The following is a 19,555-nucleotide window of genomic DNA, read 5'->3' as shown; positions in this document are numbered from 1 at the left end:
GGCACGGATGCCGCAGCGCCCCGTACGTGCGTGAGGCTGGGTCAGGGCTGGAGCAATGCGAGCAGCTCCCGAACATCGGCCGCTTCGCTGGTAAGACCATGGTCTTCGAACATGCTTGCTGCACGCGTGAGGTGAGCGGCGGCCTGGTTCCTGTCGCCCGCGGTGATCCATGCCCGGCCGATGGCACCCAGCGCGTGCGCGTACAGACCGTGCGCGTTGGCGCGTTCGCATGCTGTCAGAGCTTGCAGGAGGTAAGCGATCCGTTGCTGGGGCGTGAGGCCGGTCAGCAACTCGGCACAGGTCATCAAGACTGCCGCTTCGTCATGGGGATTGCCCACGGTGCGGCTGGCGGCCTCGATGGCCCGCTCGCAGACCGCCTTTGCTTCCTTGGACTGTCCCGACGTCTGGAGTGCGAATGCTGCCGTGCACAGTGCTTTCGCTTCGTTGATGGAGTCGCCGAGTTGCTGGAACAGCGAGGAGGCCTCTTCTGCTGCGGCGCACGCCGCTGCGACGTTCCCCAGCTCCTGGTCGTCCAGGGACAGGCTGTTCAGCACCGCAGCCTGTTCCTGCAGGTCTTCACAAGTCCTCTGGATTGCCAGGGCTTCCTGGTGGATCTGTAGTGCGTCGGCGGGATTCCCCGAATCGCGCAGGGCCGAACCGAGTCCGTTGAGTGCCTTGCCGCGTTCATTGTGGTTGTCCACTGAGGCGAAGAGGTCGGCGGCACGCCTGTGGGCAAGGCCAGCTTCCTCGTAGCGTGAGGCCTCGGCCAGGGCGATGCCGAGGTTGTTCCACGCTCCTGCCTCGGCGGCGAGCGCTCCCGCTTGGTGGGCGACGCCGCACGCGATTGTCGTCACGGTGATCAAGTCGTCGAAGTACCCGTGCCAGATGAGGTAGTCGTAGAGGATCACCGGGAGTTGGAGAGCGATGTCCTGGTGCTGGATGGCGGCTGCGGCGGCCACGGACGCGGTGAGGTTGACACGCTCGCTGTCCAGCCAGGCCAGCGCCTCGTCTAGATCGGCGAATCCGCCTCGCGCAGATGTGTGTGCCCCCGAGGTGAGGTATGCGCTCGCTGCGAGAGCAGTTGTGGTGTAGTGCTCGAGGAGTCGGCTGCGTGCCTGAGTGTGAGTCCCTGCCGCACCCGGCGCGTCATCTCCTCCGGCACCGTTTGCTGCAGCCTGTTGGGTGTCGTGCGCGAGTTCGGTGGCGTAGTCGCGGACGAGGTCGTGCATCGACCAGCGCCTGTTCACACAATCGAGCAGGTGCGCTTGGACGAGAGCGCGGAGCATGGTGCGGACGGCCAGCAGCGGGCGGGCAGCCAGGACTGCCGCTGCTTCAAGGCCGATGTCGGGGCCGGGGTTGAGCGCCAGGAGACGAAAGAGTTCGGCATGATCCGGGGGAAGCCGACGATAGGAGAGATCGAAGGAGGCACGGACAGCCTCCTCTCCGTCGTCCAGGAGGCTCAGCCGTGACCGGGCCGCGGCGAGCTCGGCCGCGAGTTCGGCGACGGCTCTGTCGGGTTCCAGGATCAGCAGGGCGGCGCTGATGTGCAGAGCCAGCGGCAGGTACCCGCACAGACCGGCCAGTTCCTCAACGCCGTCTGCGGCGTCGACGACGCGTCGGTCCGCGGGGTTGGCTCTCTGCAGGGCATGCCGCAGGAGTGCCGCCGCCGCCTCGGGGCTGAGCACAGCAAGATCCACGAGCCGCGCGTCGAGTGTCGGCAGAGTGTGCCGGGAAGTGATCAGGACTTGGTGCCGACGGCTGCCCGGGAGAAGGAGACGGACCTGGTCGGCGCTGGCGGCGTTGTCTACCACGATCAGCAGACGCTGTCCCTGATCGGCCCGGCCTTCCAGCGCGGACCGGTACAACGCTGCCCGTTCCTCAGCCGCTGCAGGAATGTCGGCCGGGTCGACGCCGAGGGCCCGCAGGAACGCCTCCAGAGCCTGACCTGGCTGCACCGGGCTCTCGTCGTATCCATGCAGGTCGATGAAGAGGCTGCCGGTGAACCAGCCGGCCTCGGCAGCGACATGCCCGCAGGTCAGGGCAAGTGCCGTCTTGCCCACACCAGCCAGCCCGGCGACTGAGGTCACCAGCACGGGCGGTACGACATCATCCGCAGCCGCGGCAGCGATCAGCCCTGCCCCTGAGCGGTTCGCTTCCTGCTGCGGTGACTTGGTGCGCGGGCGGAGGACCGACAGAACCTGCTCCACCTCTGTGTCCCGGCCGCTGAGCTTTGAGGGCGCAGCGGGAAGGGAGGCCAACGCGGTCGGCGCCGGCGCGGACGGGTACACGCTGACCGTCAGAGGGCTGTGGTCGCCCGTGGTGACTGCACCTATGCTCCCGGCGGCCGCAACGGAGCGCAGGCCGGATGCCGCCACGTCGGCGTCCGGCCTCAAGGACTGCCGGTCAGCAGGCGAGTTCTGCGGTCCGGGAGCTGGTTTGGTCTTCCTCTGCTACGGTTTCATGCGCGCGCGTCATCTCCGGTGAAGGCCTCGCCGACCCCGCCGGCCGCTGCGACGCCCCGATCGCCCATCGCCTGTGCCGAACCGGACGTCCCTGCTGCAGTCGGGGGCGCCGCAGGGGGTGCGGTGAGAGTGACGCGATCACCGGTGACCACGCGTCCGATGCTGCCGCCAGCCGCGACGGAACGCGCTCCCGACACTGTCACAGCCGCCCCGTGGCCGCCGGCCGCAGACGGCCGTACAAGTGCGTAGCAACTCAACGCAACCCCGACGAGGCTGGCGACCGAACCAGCCACGCTCGCTACCTGTCCAGCCGTGTCGAGATCAGCAAGAGCCGCGACGACACCCAGCCCCACCGCCGCCGCGCCGCACAGCACCGCCAGCAGCCACATCACAATCCTCAGCCGTCCCGTCACACGCGCATCATCGCATTGGGGACTGACATCCCCGCCGCCCCGCCTGCCCGATGCTGGATCCGCTGCCCGAGTACAGGGTGTCTGGTCAACTGCCCTGAATCGGATTGCTGTTGGTGTGGCTACCGCGTCATGCTTGTTGAAGCCGTGCGGTTCCGGGCCAGGCGGTTCACCTACTCCTGGAGGGGCTCATGGGGACCCACGGTCAAGCGGGGGCGGATCCAGCGGCGCCGCATCGTGGCCGACTTGAGGCGTTCGTGGTGCGCGCCCGCCGGGTGGAAGCACACTCCCTGGCAGCGGACTGGGACGCGCTGGTCGCTCTGGCAGGCGCACCGTATACGGTGACGGCCCTCGGCGGCGGTGAGGCACAGATCAGGCAGGAGTACCCGGCCGAGGAGGTCGTAGAGTCGGCCGCCGCACGGGTCAGGCCGCTGCTGCTGGAAAATGACGCCTGCTCATATCTGAAAGCGCTGGCCGCGCTGGGGTATTTCTGCCGGGAGCCGCACGACGCGACATGGGTGAAAGCTGCGCGGGTCGAGTGGCGGACGCGAGCGGACTCGAATGCCTCACGGGAGGACGGCGGCTACCAGGTCATGATCGGAGACGACGTCACGGGCTGGACCGCCGAACTCGACGACCGCAAGCTGGCCACGGCATGGATCTACGGCGACGTGGTTCACCACGACACCGATCTCCTCGAAGAGGCCGATCCCTTTGGCCTGTCCGAACGGTTCCGTGCTGCGGTGCCTCTGGTCGCCTGGGTCATGGTCAAGGCGATCGAACTCCTCAACTACGTCCGGGCTCTCCAGGCTGCCGGGCTTCTCGGGCTCCCGGCAGCACTGTTCGACCGGGAGGTCGTGCTGACGTCGACCTGCTGGGAGCACACGGTGCGGGCGTACACGGCACCGGTCGGAACGCCTGCACCCGCTGATGCACTGGCTCCCTTCACTGATCAGTGGACCCCATGGTCGGGCAGCGCTGTCCTGCTGCACGCAGACGACTGATCCCGGCCGGCAGTCCGCATATCCGCGTGAGTGATCGCCTCGTCACGGAGGCTGCGGACGGCCTGCGCACCCGCGCCCCGAGCAGCACCAGTGCCTCTTACCGCAAGATCTGCCGCCGCAGGGTGGGTTCGTGACTTTCCCGCCGCCTGGCGGGCAGGCCCGGAAGGATGAGCCGTGGTCCCAGGAGCAGGCCTGTTGCGGGAGAGTCCATGGACAAGACGAGCCGAGCGGAGCATCAGCACGATGCCGCGGCGCAGAGGTTACGGTCCGTCCCGCCGTCCCGGGCACACCTCATATGCGAACTGCCCGCGCCGTTTCCCGAAGTACTGGACCAGCTGACCTACGCGACGCTGGACGACTGCCGGCAGTGCCGGCCCGCCCTGCTGGACCGTGTCGCGGGTGATGCGCGAGCGACGCTGGAGCTGGTGTCCTGGGCCTGCTTCCTGACGTCGGAAACCTACTGCGGCATTCCGCCGGAGCTCGTCGCCGGCACCGAGCCGCCAGGCGCCCCGTTCCGCGCCTCGGCCACTTTCCGCGCACTGGCCCGGCAGTACGGTGCACACGGGTGGATCAAGGACACCGCCTGCATCCACCGCACAACAGCACAGCGCCGCGAAGCGGCGGACACCGCTGTCACCCTCGTCGTCGGCCTGTCTCGGTGGCAGGCGGACTTCCTCTACCAGTGACCCCCGCACCCCTATGAACGCGCAAGAGGAGACCAGAGGAGACGCGATGAACCATCACGACACCCCGCTGTCGCCCGGTCTCCAGGCGTCGCCGCGATGCAACTCCAGGCGGCGAGCGGGCACTTGGCCGCGAACCAGCGATCTTCATCCTGCAGCTCCACACCCTGCAGGTCCGTGACGCCCAGGACCAGGTCGAGATCCCCGACACCCTGGAGTTCCTGGTGCGGCAGGCGGGTGGACAACAGCTCACCACGATGTCACTTTCCACTCCCCAGCACACCCGGGGCTGGAGCGCCGAGTTGCGCCTGCCCGAGGGGGCCCTCGTGATCCGTTTCCCGGACACGAGCCACCTCTACGACGCCTCCCTGCCGTCCGGGCCCACGTGGCAGCGCGCTGTCGCCGACAGCGGCGGCGTCGTGATCGTCACCGGGCCGATGGCCGACGTGGACTGCATCGATCCCGCGATCCAGGCCGGGCTCACCACCTACCTGCGCGTGCCGCTGTCGATCGAGCGCTGACCGGCCGGGCCAAGGTGGTACCCGCGACCCGGACATGGCCGCCGGCGCTGGCCGGCGGGCCGTCAGGGCAGTTCCCACGCCTGCAGCCAGCCGCTGCAGGTGGAGACGAACATCCTGCGGTCCTCGACGGCCGGCCACCCGCCGCCCTCTTCGCTCCACCGCACCGGCAACTGCTGCGTACTCCGGCGGGTGAGCGGATCCCAGGCGTGCAGGACCCCGGTACGGTCGCCGGCCCAGATGCGATCCCCCCACATGAACGGCGTGGTGGTGAAGGCGCCGCCCGCTGGCCTGCTCCACAACTCGCCGCCAGAGTGCGGATCGAGGACCACCAGCCGGCCCGGGGCGAACGCGGCGATGTTGACGCCGTCACCGGTGACCAGGGGAGCCGCACGGATGCGCTGGGCGGCCTGAACGTCCCACCGCAGGCGTCCCTCCCGTGTATCCCAGGCCAGCGCCCGGCCGCACCGGGTGGTCAGATGAACCGCCGTACCCGTATGCACGGGCGCGGCTGCCGCCTCGCCGGGCAGCTCGTGGCGCCACAGCACCTCTCCGTCGGCACGGTCCAGTGCGACGATCTCCTGCGTGCGGTCCGGAGTGTCGACAACAGTGGCGAGAACTTGGTCGCCGGCGCTCCAGTGCGCGATGGCGCACGAGCCGCTCGGCCAGCGCCACACCGTGTGCCCGCTCCTCGCTCCGAAGGCAGCAAGAACCTGCTGCCCGGGCGCGGATGCTGCCCGATCCTGCAGCAGCGCGAACACCATGCCGCCATAAGCCTGGGGCGCAGCCGTGACCTGCAGCCGGTCTCCGGCGCCCGACCACAGCATCGCTTTCGAGGTGACGTCGCAGGCACTCAGCCCCGTTTCGGGGTGCCCGGCGAACAGCACACCGTCCGACACCGAGGCCAGGCCGTCCTGCATGCGCAGAGCCAGCGGCGCGCTGCACTGACCGGTGCTCAGATCCCACGCCCGGGCATGGCCCAGCAAGTCGGAGGCGAAGCACGCCCCACCGGCGACCACCGGCCTCTGTCCGCTGCCGGCCTTCTTGCCCCAGCGCTGGTCGCCGGAGCCCGCGTCGAAGGCGAGCGTCCAGCAGTCGTCGACCACCACCACAGTGCCGTCGTGCACCTGGGGCTGGTGTGCCGCCCCGGTCACCAGGCGGACCTCCCACCGCAGCCTGGCATGCGCACGGCGACGGCCCGGCCGTGGTCTGCTGACCGTCGCCGTCCGGGCAGGCACAGCGGCCGCGGGGGAGGGTCGGCCCGACGGGGCGAAGCAGTCCAGACCCTGCAGGTCGGCGTGTAGCCGGGACAGATCCACCACCGCGCCGCCTGGAGCGTAAGCACCCACCTGCTCCGCGAGATGCGCGAACAGGGCGTGCGCCGCCTCGTTGCTGCGCTGCGGCGTCACGGCACGCAGACGCTCGACACTGTAGGTCCGGTCCGTGCAGTCGGCGCCTTCCAGGCGCATCTCGACCAGACGCAGGGCCGACAGCAGTCGCCAGGTTTCCCGCGCCGTCTGAGCCGACGGCTCGGGGGCCAGCAACGCCACGATCGCTTCCAGCTGGGTCAGCCGGTTGCGCACCGCTGTCTGCAGGCTGCCCGGACGGCGCAGCCGGTCCTGGAACTCCGTCCAACTGCCCGTGGCCGAAGCCATCTCGGCCAGCGCCCTGAGCTGCTGAGCGGGAATGCAGGAGGGCACGACGGCCAGGGCGAGCTTCCAGCGGCCGCTGTCCACCAGCGCCCGCTGGGCGCGCGCGACGTGCAGGAAGTCGCCGATCAGCTTGACGGAGTCCGCCTCGCTCGGCACCAGCTTCGGCTTTCTGCGCACTCCGATGGACAGCACGACCTCCTTCTTGTTGGGCGCCGTTCCGACCACCACGATGTCGTCCACGCGACTGACGGAACGCCCCTGAAAGCGGATGCGGACCGGCGTCACGGCATCCCCCAGGCCGGGCACCGGCGTTCCGGTCAGCAGATGCGACAACAGCACCGCCCCATAGCGGTGCTCCAGAACGGTCCCGCCACCCCCGGTGGAGTAGGGGCCGGCTCCGGCCGGCTCCGGCGATCCGTCCTGCTGCAACGCGGCGTGCTGAACGGGCAGCGCGGCCGGGATGCCGGTATCGCGGCGGTAGGACACGTTCCTCCCTGATGTGGATTCGTGGCAGTCGGCGCACTGCTCCCGCCTGGGCAACGCGCCACCGTGCCGTCGGTTACCGGCCTTTTGACACCGATGGCCAGTAATCGAGTCCCAAGCCGCCCGCCGCGTACCGGCAAGACGCTGGCGCTTCCGTATTCCCCCGGCCGGCAGGAGCACGGACGCTGCGCCGCAGGGCCGCCGGACGACAGGTTCAGATGTCCGTCGCCGTCACGGCAGCCGGTCCCGCCCCTGAGCAGGCCGGGCCGACGGCGGATGCCGTGCAACTCGTCCTGGCCCAGACCGCGTTCCTGATGTACGAGCAGGGCAACAGCCAGGCCGTCGCGCTGCTGACGGACGTCGAAGACGCGGAACTGCTCTCCGGTAACCGGCTCGGAGACGGGGTGGAAGCTGTCCTGATCGTGCCGCCCCACGTACTTGCGGGATTCGAGCCCGCCAGCAGGGTGCTGGGGCTGGGCACGAGGCTCGCTGCAGACCTGAACCGTTTCCTGGACGCGTGGCGAGAACCGGTCAGCCGGATACCACTTTGGCTACACAGGCGACACCGCGACAGCCAGGACTGGTCCCGACACGGCGGCCCCATGAGCTGTGCTGCTCCTCCAGCCCGAAGATTCCCTCCGGGACGGCCGCCGCCGACCCTGCCCATGCGGGGCGCTGACATCGTGATCCGGTGCGAGCGCGGTACGGATGGCTGAACTCTGCCGCCAGGTGCCGGTATGCGCACTGCCGCGCCGAAGTGCGCTGGTGATCGGCAGACCTCTAGGCTTCCTTTCGCAGGGGAGCGTAGGGCGGGTATGGGGGAACGTGATGGAGACCGCGCGGTTGTCGTCGTTGAGTGAGCGGCTGGTCGGCATCGGTTTCGAGCGGCTTGCCCAGGGCGCGCCGGCCGTGCTGAGCAGCTCCCCGCTGGCTGGCGAGCTGACCTTCAGTGCACCGGAAGGCTGGCAGAGCGTGAGCGAGTCGTCGTGGGAGCAACTGGCCCCGCGTGCCGCAGAGTTGCTCACCCAGCAGCCGTTGCTCCTGGTACCGACCTGGGAACGCAGGACGGAACCTGATCGGCGCCGTGCAGCTGGTCCCCCGGATTACTACGTCGAGGTGATGGCCGCGTGCCGGCCGCCATCACCTGACGCTGTGATGGCGGTGCTGCTGCCGGCACACCCATGGGTGTCGGATCAGCCCTGGGCGGTCGAGATGCGCACCAAGATTGCCGAGCACTGGGACATCCTGCTCCTCGCCTACGGGACCGGCATGCTGACGCAGATTTCCGCGCACGCGGAATCGGCGCTTGTCTTCCTGCGGGCGCGGGCGCAGACTCGGCCCGTCCTGAAGCTCTTCCAGGTGCCGCGCCCCCGCTCCGACGAGATGGCTGTCGTCAAGGACTTCGAGCGATTGCTGGAGCGTCAGGGCGGCAGGGGGGAGCACGGCTATGTGCTGCGGGAGATCCCCGGCCCGCAACAGAGTCTCTACTTCGACCGCTTCGACCCGCACATCCTCCAACGCCGCGAGGACCTCGCCGGCTTCGGGGCCGTCAACGCTCTGGGTGATCTCTTCACGTTCCGCCGCGCCCCCTTCAGCGACGCGGCCCTCAAAAGAGGCAAGCAGCTGACGTCCCCGAAGGGGCCCGGCGCAGTGCGCATGATCCGGCCGCGTGACATCGCCAGGGACGGCACGATCGCCCCACCGTCGGAGGAAACTCTGTGGGCGACCATCCCTGCGGACCAGCAACTCGCCGCGGGAGACCTGGTGATCCGCCGCATGAACGTCCCGTTCACAGTGCCCCCGCACGGCTTTTTCACCGCCGAGGTCAGGGAAGAGGACCTGCCCGCCGCCGCCTCCGAACAAGTGGTGATCCTGCGGCCCATCAAGCCACTCTCCCGGCCGCAGGCCCGCCTGATCAGCATGTTCCTGCGTACACCGCTCGCCCTGACCCTGGCCGGGCCACGACTGGCCATCACCAGCATGGAAGCGCTGTCCGCGCTACCCGTCCCACAGCCCGATGAGGCACTGACCAAGGCCCTTGATGAACTCACGGCTGCCAAACAGCAGTTCAAACGGTGGGAGCAGGAGGCGGACTCGGTGATCGAATCCGTCTTCCTGGAGAAGACCGCGGCCCGCGCCCGCGCCCGCGTCATCGACTCAGGCCGCGCACTTCGGCTACGCGTCGAAGCAGCCTCACTGCTCGACGACCTCGGACACAGCGTCCGCACCCGCTTCCCCTACCCCATCGCCTACCGCTGGCGCGAGACCGAGGCCCGCATCAGCGCCGGTGACGCCCAAGCCGCCTACGCCGCGATCCTCGACACGGCCGAGGAACTGCTGTGCTACGTCGCCCAACTCGTCCTCGCCCTCACCCACGCCCGACAGGTCACCCTGGGCTCCGTGACGGCGATCCGGGACAAACTCGCCGGCGGCCGCAGCGGGCCCGGGTTCGGCGACTGGGCCAATGTGCTCAATGAAGCCGCGGCCAGCAAGCAGTTGAACAACCTTCCCGAAGCCCACCCACTCAACGACATCCGGACCCTGCTGGCACACCAGGACGCCGAAAAGGCCCGCCAAGCCCTGAGCGAGCGCCGCAACAACCAGGCCCACCTGCGGCGAGTCGACCCTACCGATCTGCCCCACGCCATCGACGTCGCCTTCGCCGACCTGACCCGCCTGGTCGAACGGGCCCGCTTCCTGGCCGACCTGCCCCTGCTGGAAATCACCGACGTCCGCTGGGACACCTTCGCGCGCAGCGCCCGCGTGGAATACCGGGAACTGGCCGGAGACCACCCCGTCGTCCCGACCCGCACCATGATCTCAACCAGCAACGAACTGGAGACCGGCAGCCTCTACCTTCGCGACACCGACGGCGCACTGCACCTGCTGCGCCCGTTCTTGATCGGCCGGGACTGCCCAACCTGCCGCACCTGGTCCACCTTCCATGCCGACCGCGTCCCCAAGGGCGCCGTGGTCTTCAAGAGCCTCGAACACGGCCACACGCTCGAAGACACCTCTCCCGACACACGCCGCCTGTTGGGGCAGATCGGCTTGGTGTGAAGCGTCGTACGTCAGGGCGCGGCATTGTTGGTGGTCGACAACGACTACGTCCAACGCCGACTCCGGCAGGCGCAGCGAGCAGTTGATCACGTTCCTGCTTGCAGGACAGGCCCACACGCGTCCGTCCGGTACACCGCCGGGTTGGTTGTCTCACCCGTGCTCACGCACGACACCCTGGACGATCATGATTCGACGCGCCGACCAGGCGGTATGGCAGGTGCTGCATGCGGCTTTGCGCCATCCTCCCGGCTGGTCATCGCGGGTGCGGATACGGCCGGGTGCGCCGCAGAACTCACAGGTGCGCTCCGACTCCGCTTCCGCGGAGGCGATCAGCGCCCGCAGGGCGTCGCCGCTGCCCGCTGGCCTGTCTACATGGACACGCAGGCCGCCGAGCTTCTCTTTGAGGTCGAGGAGACGGTAGCCGGGGAATTCAGTGCAGATCTGTTCATGCAGATGTTCCAGCAGTTGCCGCCAGCCCGGTCCCACCGCGTGTATCCGCGCGGGGATCTGTACCGGGTGCGCACCAGGAGCAGTGGGGTCGTCGGACATTTCCCCATCCTCGCGCAGCGCGTGCGTACCTGCCCTGCCCACACGGGGCGCCAGTACCTCCTGATTGGAGCGCGAGCGCGGGCCGGGTTGCTGAACTGACCCTCACGGCACGCGTACCCGCCAACGCGGGCGGGGCCCCCGAGATGTCAGTGGGGTGCTGGACACTTGGGCGTGCGTAAGAGTGCGGCAGCGAGACCAGGGGGAACGACGTGAGCGATGATGCCGTCCAGCTTGAGAAGCGTATCCGCTTCGCCTTGGGCACCCTCGGCGAAAGCAACAGCCATCACGAGTTCGAGGCACTGTGCCTGGGCCTGGCACGCCGGAGGATCACCAGCAACCTGCTCCCGGCCACCGGCCCCGTCAGCAGCGGCGGCGACCAGGGCCGGGACGCAGAAAGCCACTGGACCAACATCCCCCGCGAATTGCCCAACACCTCCTGCTTCGTTGCACTGGCCTCCACCCAGCGGGTGGTGATGGCCTGCACCATCCAGAGCACCGGTGTCCCGGGCAAGATCCGAAAGGACCTCGCCTCGATCTGCGGGCAGGGCACACCCGTTGACCGCGTCATCTACTTCACCGTGACCGCCCTACCCACCAGGAAGCGGCACGACCTGATCGACGAAGCCGCCCGGACACACCAGGTGGAACTGGAGATCTTGGACGCCGCCGCCCTCGCCCTCCACCTTGCCGACTACGACCTGTTCTACCTCGCTGTCCAGTACCTTCACCTGCCCTCCGACCTTGCTCCGCCCCGCCCGGAAGGCGCCGGTGAACTGCCCGACTGGTATACCGAAGCCCGCCAGCGGTGGCAGGCAAACGACGAGCCCGGCCGCACCCTGGGCGACCTGGTGGACCTGCGGGGCCCGCTGCGCCACGCCACCTTCCACGACGAGGCCCGGGCCGACCTGCCGGAATGGATCGACCACGCCCGCGCCCTGCTGGACGCCGCCGCGGGGGAGGACATCGCGCTGCGGGCCCGCTACGAGATCGTCGTGGCAACCCTGCGAGGACTCGGCGAGATGCGTCCGACGGACCAGCTGGCCCGCGACTTCTTCGACACCCTCACCGCCGACGACACCCTCACCGACCCCGGAATCCTCGAGGACGCCGTCGTGCTCCTCCAGTACGGGTTCGGGGCACTGGTCCGCGACCTCACCGCCCTGACCACAGAGGACCTGTCCGGCTGGCAGCGGCTGCTGGCAGACAAGATCGACCGCCTGCTGGACGCGGACCCGCCGCCCAACGCGATGGCCCATCTGCTGGCCATGCGGGCCCGCCTGGCCCTGCACACCGACATGACCGCAGACCTCCACGTGGTACCCGAGGACCTGCCGAGCGTCGCAGAGGTCACCGCACGCGTCCTCGAAGCGGCGGAAGCCGGTGAGCAGGTGCCTGCTCTGCAGACGGCGCCGCCGCTCACGGACCTCGACACCGGCATGCACACGCTGCTCCGGCTGGGCCGCCACTTGGACAACGCGCCGCTGTTCCCCATCGAACACACCGCCGACCTCTTCGACTACCTCACCCCGGTTCTGGTGGACCACCCTCTGTACCGGGAGGTCCGTGACCTGCTCGACGCGGCAACCGACCGGGTCAACGGCCAGGCGGCACGAGGCGAACGCGCCCAGACCCGAGGCCACGCCCTGATCAAGGGCGGCCGCATCCCGCAAGCACTCCAGGAGATCCACGAGGCCAAGACCAACTGGCTGCTCGGCGACACCCTCGAGGGCGGCCTGATCATGCTGCTGCTGTGCGCGCGCCTCTACAGCGAACTCGGCCTGTCCATCGCCGCCAAGCAGTACGCGCTCGCAGCCGCTACCGCCGCGAAGTCCGCACCCGCCCCGGAACTCAACTGTTTCATCCCCCGCGGCATCATCCTCGCCGCCCACTACGACCGGCAGGCCGGAAACTGGATCTCCGCCACCCGCCTGTTCTGCATCGGCCTCACGGCACAGGACGCCTACTGCGACGAGCCCTACAACCACGACCGCTACCCGTACGTCTGGGAGACCATGGCCGACCAGGCGCTCACGCTGCGCGCAGCCACCGAAGTGCGGCCCGGCTTTGTCCCCGTGCTCCGCGCGATCACCGGCTCGGTGGGCATCAACACGATCCTCGACGACATGCTCGCCCCGACCGCCGGCGCCCCCGCGGCGACCGAAGAGTCGTACACCGCCGAAGCCGACGAACAAGGCGTGGGACGGCCCTTCAGCGACGCCGGTCCCACACGCCGCTACACCTGGAATGCACTCGGCGTCGACTGGGAGATCACCTGCCCCAACGACCGCCCGTCGGTACTCGCCGCCGAACGCTATACCGCGGCACTCCAGGTACTTCTCGCCGAACTCGCCCTGCACGACCCCGTGTTCCTGCCCGGCCGTCTCACGGCCGAGATCCGCGTGGACACCACCGCGCCAAGGGATCGTCCCGCAGCCTGCGAACAGGTCACCGACCCGGACACCAACCGGTGGACCGTGGGTCTGCCCGCGGCCGACCCTGCGGATCTTCACGCAGAGCCTTCCCACCTCATTGCCGCCCTGACCCGGGTGGTGCTCTCCCAGTCGCTGCTGCCCCACGAGGCCTTCATGGAACTCATCGAGCAGACGTTCGCGAGCGGGCTGGGGCACAAGGTCTTCGTCGCCCGCCCCTATGACGAACTGGCCGCCTTCCTCTCGCCCGACGACTACCAGGCGATGGCGGCACTGACCGATCCAGCCGTCGGGGCCGGCACGCCCCGCGGCCCGGCGAAGACAGCCACCCTCCCGGCCCGGAACGGCCCCGGCCCCGGCTACGAGCATCAGAGAGCCCTCGACACCGTCCGCAACCGCTACGCCGTCATGCTCCCGAGCGTGCGTCACACCCTTCCCCGGCTGACCGCGGACCCCGACTTCCGGCGTACGGCCAGGCAACTGCGGGATGAGGGGTGGCGCGACTGGCACCTGCTGACCGCCATCGCCAACGTGGTCGGAAACCATCGCGCCCAACAGCAGGGGCTGAGCCCGTCGCGTGGCGATTCCGAGGATCGCCGGGCCCAGATCCTCGGCGTCATGCAGGCACCCGAGCACCCCGAAGATCCGCCTGTTCCTCTGGAAGCCTTCACGGAACGTACTCTGCGGTCGCATCTGTCCATGGCCGCTGTGAGCACGGCACGCGCCCTTGGCCTTGTTGTCCGCCGTGGCCCTCTCGATCCACGGGCACTGTTGGCAGTCCTGGGTGACCGTTACGGGTACTGGACGGACGACGTCGAGCACACCGCCCCGTTCACCTGGTGACGATCACCGAAGCGGCATGGGGCGGGCCATTGTTTTGGCACCAACTGACCTCTCCACCATCGACACGTTGGGGGACAAGCTGTATCCGCGGCAGTTCTCAGCACCGGCGGAACTGCTCACGGCTCTGGAGCTCTCGAGTCAGCCGCCCGGCTTCGGGCGGCGCTGATCAGCCACCTCGTCGGCACAGGCAGCAAGCATAATGGCGTGCGCATATACGATTGCTCTGTGAGATCGTCCTCGTCCCAGGAAGACAGTTGCCCCTCCGGCTTGCCGTCCCCTGCGGACAGACCTCTGTCCATTCTGCTCGTCGGCGACCCGGCAGACCCGCACGTGGCCGCAGTCCTTGACCGGCTTCCCCGGCGCGGCACCGTCGCCGTTGACGCCGCCTCGCTGTCCAGCACGCTGCGTGATCTTGATCTCCAGTACAGCACGCTGCTCGACCGAACCGGCGAACCAGTCTGCTTGCGTGTACAACACCCCGCCCGCGGCTGGATCCGACGCCTTGCTCCCGCGGGATGGGACACGGGCGCCGTTCTGGGCAGCCACGCCGCTGCCCGGCTCGCCGCGCGAACGGCGCTTCTGGCCACCCTGCTGCGGGATGACGGACTCACCTGGCTGTGCCACGTCGACGCGCTCTTTGCCGCGGAGAACAAAATCGTTCAGTACCGGGCGGCCCGCGCGGCAGGATTGCGCACCCCCAACACCGTCATCAGCGCCAACCCCTCGGCCCTGGCCGGCGTCCTCGGCGAGCGGTTCGTCCTCAAACCGCTGGGGCCGGGCAACTTCACTGATGCCGACGGCCACGAGCGCGTCGTGCATGCCCAGACCGTGACCGCCGCCGACCTGGCCGGCACGGACCTGCTCGACGCCCCCTTCCTGGCGCAGGAACACCTCACCGCCCGCACCCACCTGCGGATCGTCACCGTCGGCGACCGAGCCTGGAGCGCCGAACTCGACGCCGACGGGCTCCCGTTGGACTGGCGCCAGTCCATGACGGCGCACCACGCCTTCCGTCCTTCCTCCCGGTGGCCAGAAACAGAACGGGCCGCGCTCGAACTGGCTGAGCGGCTGGGAACCGGCTTCACATGCCAGGACTGGATTGTTGATGCGGCCGGGCCCGCCTTCCTCGACCTCAACCCCGGCGGACAGTGGCTTTTCCTGCCCGACAGCATGACCGCTCAGATCGCTGACCGCCTGGCCGGCTGGCTGAAGGACGACTGACATGCCGACGGTCACCGGCCCGTTCGCCGAACCCCGCCTCTACCTCCTGTACTGCGCGGCAGTGCTGCACCCAGGGCGACCGCTGCCCACCTTCGCCGACCCCGCCCCCTGCACCGGCAGCCTCGACCACCTTCAGCCGCAGGATCTCACCCTGCTGATCGAAGAAGGCCGCCGCCAATTCGACCGGCAAGCAACAGACCTGGACCGCATCCGCAATCGGGCCGGCGCTTTGGCCACGGTCTCCCTTGCCCTGACCGCTGCCATCACCGCCAGGTCACAGGCGGTGCTCTCCGAACACTGGGTGCTGATCGCGGCCTGGGCGTTGTCATGCCTCCTTGCCGTCCTGGCGGTTGCCGGAGCCGCCACGGTTCTGACCGGACGAGCGGTCCTGGGCCGGATGGACACCGCCCTGACGGCTCAGGGGACCCCGCCCGTCCAGAAGCAACTTGCCGCTGGATACGTCCAGTACGTCAGCATCGGCGAAGAGACCGTCAGGACTTTCCTCACCGTCTTCCGGGATGCAGCGATGCTCGCGATTGCCTCTGCTCTGATCTTCTTCACCGTAGTGCTGTGCACTCTGCACAGCACCACCCATCCCGATACCACGGAGCCGACATGCCCAACCTCTACGACCTGCTCGCAACCCGCACATCCGAAGTGAGCGACACAGCCGCCAGCACTCCACAACCCCCCAACCCCGGCACCGTATACACCGCTTCCGTCGAGACCATCGACAACGACTGTGTAGGCACGCTGCTCCACACCTTGAACATCTGACATCCCAGCCGGGGCCGCCATCAAACGCGGCCGCGCAGGCTCCACCCTCCAGGTGCGGGGAGCAGCTCGGTGGTGATCATCTCGCCGAGTTTCCACGGCAGACAGGACCGCTCGCCGAGCCTCGCCTCCAACGTCTGGTCGGTGTGCGGGGCGGCCGACGGCAGGCGCCGCCAGCGGCCGTGAGCCGGCGGTGGCGCTGCGGCCGGTCTCGTGCGTCGTGGCCATGGCAGCAGGGGATGGTGCAATGTCCAGATGCCGACCAGGCTGGATGCCTCAGCCACTGGCATGCCCCATGAGCCAACGAGATGCGTGACCTGCTCCATCCAGGCGCGGTCCTCGTCGGGGGTGAGGGTGCGCCGCAGGCGCCGTCGCTCCCGTGCGGCCAGCGCCTGGGCGAGGCGGACCGTCTCGGGGTAGAACATGAGCGGTGCGACACGCAGTTCGTCGCGCCCGGCTCGGCCCAGCACACGTCTGCGGGCTTGCCACACGGGCGGGTTGAGGGCGGGGATGTTCCACCAGCACGAGGTGATGGCGTAGGCGTCCGCGAACATCGCACGGCCGCCCGCGCCCAGTCGCCGCTCCAGTTGCAGTCTCAACCGGTGAGCCTGAACGACCTCGGGCAGCGGGGTGAGATCGATGGCGTCGGCTCCCGCCTCGCGCCGGTTGTCCAGCCAGCGCTCGTGCCGGAGGCACACGTTCCAGGTCGCGTCGCTGGCCAGATACGCCTCCGGGCTCGTTCCCCTGCTCTGGGCGCACAGCGCGCACACCCGTACCAGGAAGCAGCCGCGCGCATCCCAGGGCCAGTCCCACACCGGCGGCCCGTCACCTTCCAGAAGCCGGTGGCTGCGCAGGTTCGGCAGCGCGAACTGCAGCTGGGCCACCGGCCTGTTGGACATGACGGCGAGTCGCTCCAGCGCGGTCCGGTTCAGGTAGCCGTCGCTGCACAGCGGATCACCCACCCCGCGGTCCTTGCGTAGCGGCGCACCGAACATGTGCCAGAACTCGTCGTACGGGATGGTGTTGAGGTCCGCCAGGCGCCGCGTGTACGAGCCGGTCGACTCGCCGCCGATGAACGCCAGCTTCGACAGTCCCAGCCGCTTTGCCGGCCGCCAGGTCTTCGTACGACGGGACCTGGCCGTGCCGCTGCCGGACCCTCGGGCTGCCGTCATCCGCCGCATGCCTTCCTCGCCGCCGTGCCCTCGGCACGGCCATCCGCCCGGAGCCGCTTACCGGATCACTCACCACACCAGCGTGTCCCGCCCGGCGGCCCGCCCTTTCCCGTCTTTCTCTACGGATTCATACGGGCGTCCGCGTCCCGTTCCTCCGATCACGTCCTGCAGGGCTCAGGCATTGGCCGAAAAGCGTCCATCGCGTGCCCGCTTGATCGTGGCGAGCCGGTACATTCTCGCGATCTCAAGGGACCCGTAGGCAGGGTTGGGGGCGGTATTGAGGCTACGCAGTCACCAGACCGAGGCGCTCGCCGCGATCGAGGCCGCTGCCGCCGAGGGACAGCCGCGCATGACGGTGGTGTCCGCCTGCGGCTCCGGCAAGACCCTGATCGCGCAGCAGGCCGCACGGCGTCTGGCCCCGCAGGGCACGGTACTGGTGCTGATGCCGACCAAAGCTCTGGTGACGCAGACCATCCGCCGCTGGCGCGAGGCCGGCCAGCCGGGATTGGTGCTCGGCGTGTGCTCCCTGAGCCAGAGACAGAGCGGACTCGCGCCCCGCGAGGGGGTCATGACCCGTTACCCCCGGGCGATCGCCCGCGCGATGCGGGTGGGCGGCCCCGTCACCGTGTTCGCCACCTACGACTCGCTGCACCGCATCCGGGACGCCCACGACCAGCACGGACTTGGCCCCTGGGACCTGGTGATCGCCGACTTTACCAACCGTCACTTGGGTGTGTGGGAAGTTCGCGTGGAGTGGTCCGCGGGGCCGGGGGAGGGGTGTGGACTCGGGGCCGGAAGGTGCCGCTGACGGGGCGGCCCTGGGTCTGGAGGGGGCGAGGCGCGGGTGGGTGGTCGGTTGGTGGTGGGTGAGTTACGCGTGCAGGAGATCGTCCGCGGGGACGGCCGGGTCTGTTACACGGTCGTGGACACGGACTGCTCGGTGGTGGGGGAGGCGGACGGCTTCCTGCGTTCCTGCCGGGCGGGTACGGATCGTACGTACGCGTATGTGCTGGTGGATCATCTGCGGTGGCTGCGGTTCGCGGGGCTGGACGCAGGGTCGGTGTCGCTCGAGGATCTGCGGCACTACATGGCGGCTCTGGGGGCGGATTATCCGGGGCCGTTCGGGTTGCCGTGGAGGGAGGGGAAGCGCCCGTACGGGCACAGCGCGTTGAAGACCGCGGCGGCCTGTCTGAAGGGTTTCTACCTCCGCCTGGGCATCCACGGCGTGAACCCTGCGCTTGCGGAGGCGCTGCGCGCAACACGGTTGCCGACGCGGGTGGATCGGCGGCGGGCGATGCTCGGGCACGTCCTGCACAGCATGCCCGCGAACCCTCTGGCTCCGGCGGAGCGGGTGCGCCGGCATCCGAAGATGCTGCCCGAGGGAGCCCGGGATCTGCTGCTGGGGGCGGTGTCGTGCGCGCGGGACCGGCTGGTGGTCACGTGGCTGGCCGACGGCGGTTTCCGGATCGGTGAGCTGTGCGGGCTGCGTCTGGTCGACCTTCACCTGCGTGAGCAGGCCGCGTGCGGTCAGTGCCGGGGTCCGCATGTGCACATCTGCCACCGTGAGGACAACGCCAACCGGGCCCGGGTCAAGACGAAGACCCCCTGGGCCTGGCAGGACAGCACTGTGTGCGGGGGGACGGTGCGCCGGGCGAGCCCGGCGATGATCCACACCTACTTCGAGTACATCACCACCCAGTACCCCGCCCAGTCCGTTCACGGGATGTTCCTGGTCGGCCTGCACGGCCCCTCCCGCGGCCGGCCGTGTGACAAATCCGCTAACGATCACTAGGTGGATGATGCGCTGTCATGTGTATCTAGTGATCGTTTCAGGATCTCTTGCTGTGGTGTGGCATGGATCTGACCTGGGATTTCCTGGGACAGTTGGAATGAAGGCAGGCTCTGAGGTGCAGATTTAGTGATCGTTTCGGAACATGGTGATCGGCTCAGGATTTCGCTATGGCTGCGTGGTCTGGGCAGCTAGGTTTGTGCTGGTCAGGCATCCCATGGGGTAGCGATCAGGGTGTGCAGCTTGGCGATGCCCTTCACGCCTCGGGCAGCCGGGCCGCGGCCAGCCTGCGGCCCGTCGCGTCCTGCAGCTCGACGTCGTGGTGGTCCTCGGCCCTGTCGTTGCCAATGAACAGCATCGGCACCCAACCCTTCACTCTCGTGCGGAACTTGCGCAGCCAACGAAAGGCACAACTCGCGCCCTAGTGGATCCAGTGCTCACGCCGAACCTGCCCGGCGGGCACGCCATCCCATCAGCAGTCAGGCCTCCCAGCCGGCCAGCAACCG

14 protein-coding genes are annotated in these 19,555 nt (G+C 68.9%); 10 read left to right on the top strand and 4 right to left on the bottom strand.

Annotated features, from left to right (window positions below; all coding sequences use genetic code 11):
- Positions 1-41: 41 nt before the first annotated feature.
- A complete protein-coding gene (locus QA861_RS00725; protein WP_334586221.1) occupies positions 42-2,207 on the bottom strand; it encodes a tetratricopeptide repeat protein in 2,166 nt (721 codons plus the stop codon).
- 856 nt (positions 2,208-3,063) lie between these two features.
- On the opposite strand from QA861_RS00725, the gene QA861_RS00720 reads away from it, so the two are divergent.
- The 3 genes from QA861_RS00720 to QA861_RS00710 all read left to right on the top strand — a co-directional run bounded on the left by QA861_RS00720 (position 3,064) and on the right by QA861_RS00710 (position 5,080).
- Entirely contained in the window at positions 3,064-3,876 is an 813-nt protein-coding gene (locus QA861_RS00720) for a hypothetical protein (protein ID WP_334586220.1), read from the top strand.
- 209 nt (positions 3,877-4,085) lie between these two features.
- Positions 4,086-4,562: a hypothetical protein gene (locus QA861_RS00715; RefSeq protein ID WP_334586219.1), complete on the top strand. Its 477-nt coding sequence runs from the start codon at positions 4,086-4,088 to the stop codon at positions 4,560-4,562.
- Between the two features lie 254 nt (positions 4,563-4,816).
- Positions 4,817-5,080: a hypothetical protein gene (locus QA861_RS00710; RefSeq protein ID WP_334586218.1), complete on the top strand. Its 264-nt coding sequence runs from the start codon at positions 4,817-4,819 to the stop codon at positions 5,078-5,080.
- 62 nt (positions 5,081-5,142) lie between these two features.
- Here QA861_RS00710 and QA861_RS00705 read toward each other — a convergent pair whose 3' ends face one another.
- On the bottom strand, positions 5,143-7,215 hold the full coding sequence (locus QA861_RS00705) for a PQQ-binding-like beta-propeller repeat protein (protein ID WP_334586217.1): 2,073 nt from the start codon (positions 7,213-7,215) through the stop codon (positions 5,143-5,145).
- Positions 7,216-7,430: 215 nt separating this feature from the next.
- On the opposite strand from QA861_RS00705, the gene QA861_RS00700 reads away from it, so the two are divergent.
- Both QA861_RS00700 and QA861_RS00695 read left to right on the top strand, forming a co-directional pair.
- The gene (locus tag QA861_RS00700) at positions 7,431-7,928 is read left to right on the top strand and encodes a hypothetical protein (RefSeq protein WP_334586216.1); all 498 of its coding nucleotides are present in this window, start codon (positions 7,431-7,433) and stop codon (positions 7,926-7,928) included.
- A 112-nt stretch (positions 7,929-8,040) separates the two neighbouring features.
- Positions 8,041-10,272, top strand: coding sequence for a hypothetical protein (locus QA861_RS00695; RefSeq protein WP_334586215.1), 2,232 nt, complete (start codon positions 8,041-8,043; stop codon positions 10,270-10,272).
- Between the two features lie 150 nt (positions 10,273-10,422).
- On the opposite strand, the gene QA861_RS00690 is transcribed toward QA861_RS00695, so the two are convergent.
- Positions 10,423-10,821: a hypothetical protein gene (locus QA861_RS00690; protein WP_334586214.1), complete on the bottom strand. Its 399-nt coding sequence runs from the start codon at positions 10,819-10,821 to the stop codon at positions 10,423-10,425.
- 209 nt (positions 10,822-11,030) lie between these two features.
- Here QA861_RS00690 and QA861_RS00685 point away from each other — a divergent pair, with 209 nt between their 5' ends.
- The 3 genes from QA861_RS00685 (at position 11,031) to QA861_RS00675 (ending at position 15,975) form a co-directional block, all read left to right on the top strand.
- Positions 11,031-14,093, top strand: coding sequence for a hypothetical protein (locus QA861_RS00685; protein WP_334586213.1), 3,063 nt, complete (start codon positions 11,031-11,033; stop codon positions 14,091-14,093).
- 330 nt (positions 14,094-14,423) lie between these two features.
- Complete coding sequence (locus QA861_RS00680; RefSeq protein WP_334586212.1) at positions 14,424-15,314, top strand: ATP-grasp domain-containing protein; 891 nt, start codon at positions 14,424-14,426, stop codon at positions 15,312-15,314.
- Position 15,315: 1 nt separating this feature from the next.
- The gene (locus QA861_RS00675; RefSeq protein WP_334586211.1) at positions 15,316-15,975 is read left to right on the top strand and encodes a hypothetical protein; all 660 of its coding nucleotides are present in this window, start codon (positions 15,316-15,318) and stop codon (positions 15,973-15,975) included.
- Positions 15,976-16,111: 136 nt separating this feature from the next.
- Here QA861_RS00675 and QA861_RS00670 read toward each other — a convergent pair whose 3' ends face one another.
- On the bottom strand, positions 16,112-17,260 hold the full coding sequence (locus tag QA861_RS00670) for a hypothetical protein (protein ID WP_334586210.1): 1,149 nt from the start codon (positions 17,258-17,260) through the stop codon (positions 16,112-16,114).
- A 277-nt stretch (positions 17,261-17,537) separates the two neighbouring features.
- On the opposite strand from QA861_RS00670, the gene QA861_RS00665 reads away from it, so the two are divergent.
- Positions 17,538-18,068 carry a DEAD/DEAH box helicase family protein gene (locus QA861_RS00665; protein WP_334586209.1) on the top strand — a complete coding sequence of 177 codons (531 nt, stop codon included), beginning with the start codon at positions 17,538-17,540 and terminating at the stop codon, positions 18,066-18,068.
- A gap of 69 nt (positions 18,069-18,137) precedes the next feature.
- A complete protein-coding gene (locus tag QA861_RS00660) occupies positions 18,138-19,052 on the top strand; it encodes an integrase (RefSeq protein ID WP_334586208.1) in 915 nt (304 codons plus the stop codon).
- The last annotated feature ends 503 nt before the right edge of the window (positions 19,053-19,555 follow it).

The sequence above is a fragment of the Streptomyces sp. B21-083 genome (assembly GCF_036898825.1).
Lineage (GTDB): Bacteria > Actinomycetota > Actinomycetes > Streptomycetales > Streptomycetaceae > Streptomyces.
The sequence above is the reverse complement of the archived record's forward strand: the minus strand, read 5'-3'. Positions and strand labels throughout refer to the sequence as shown.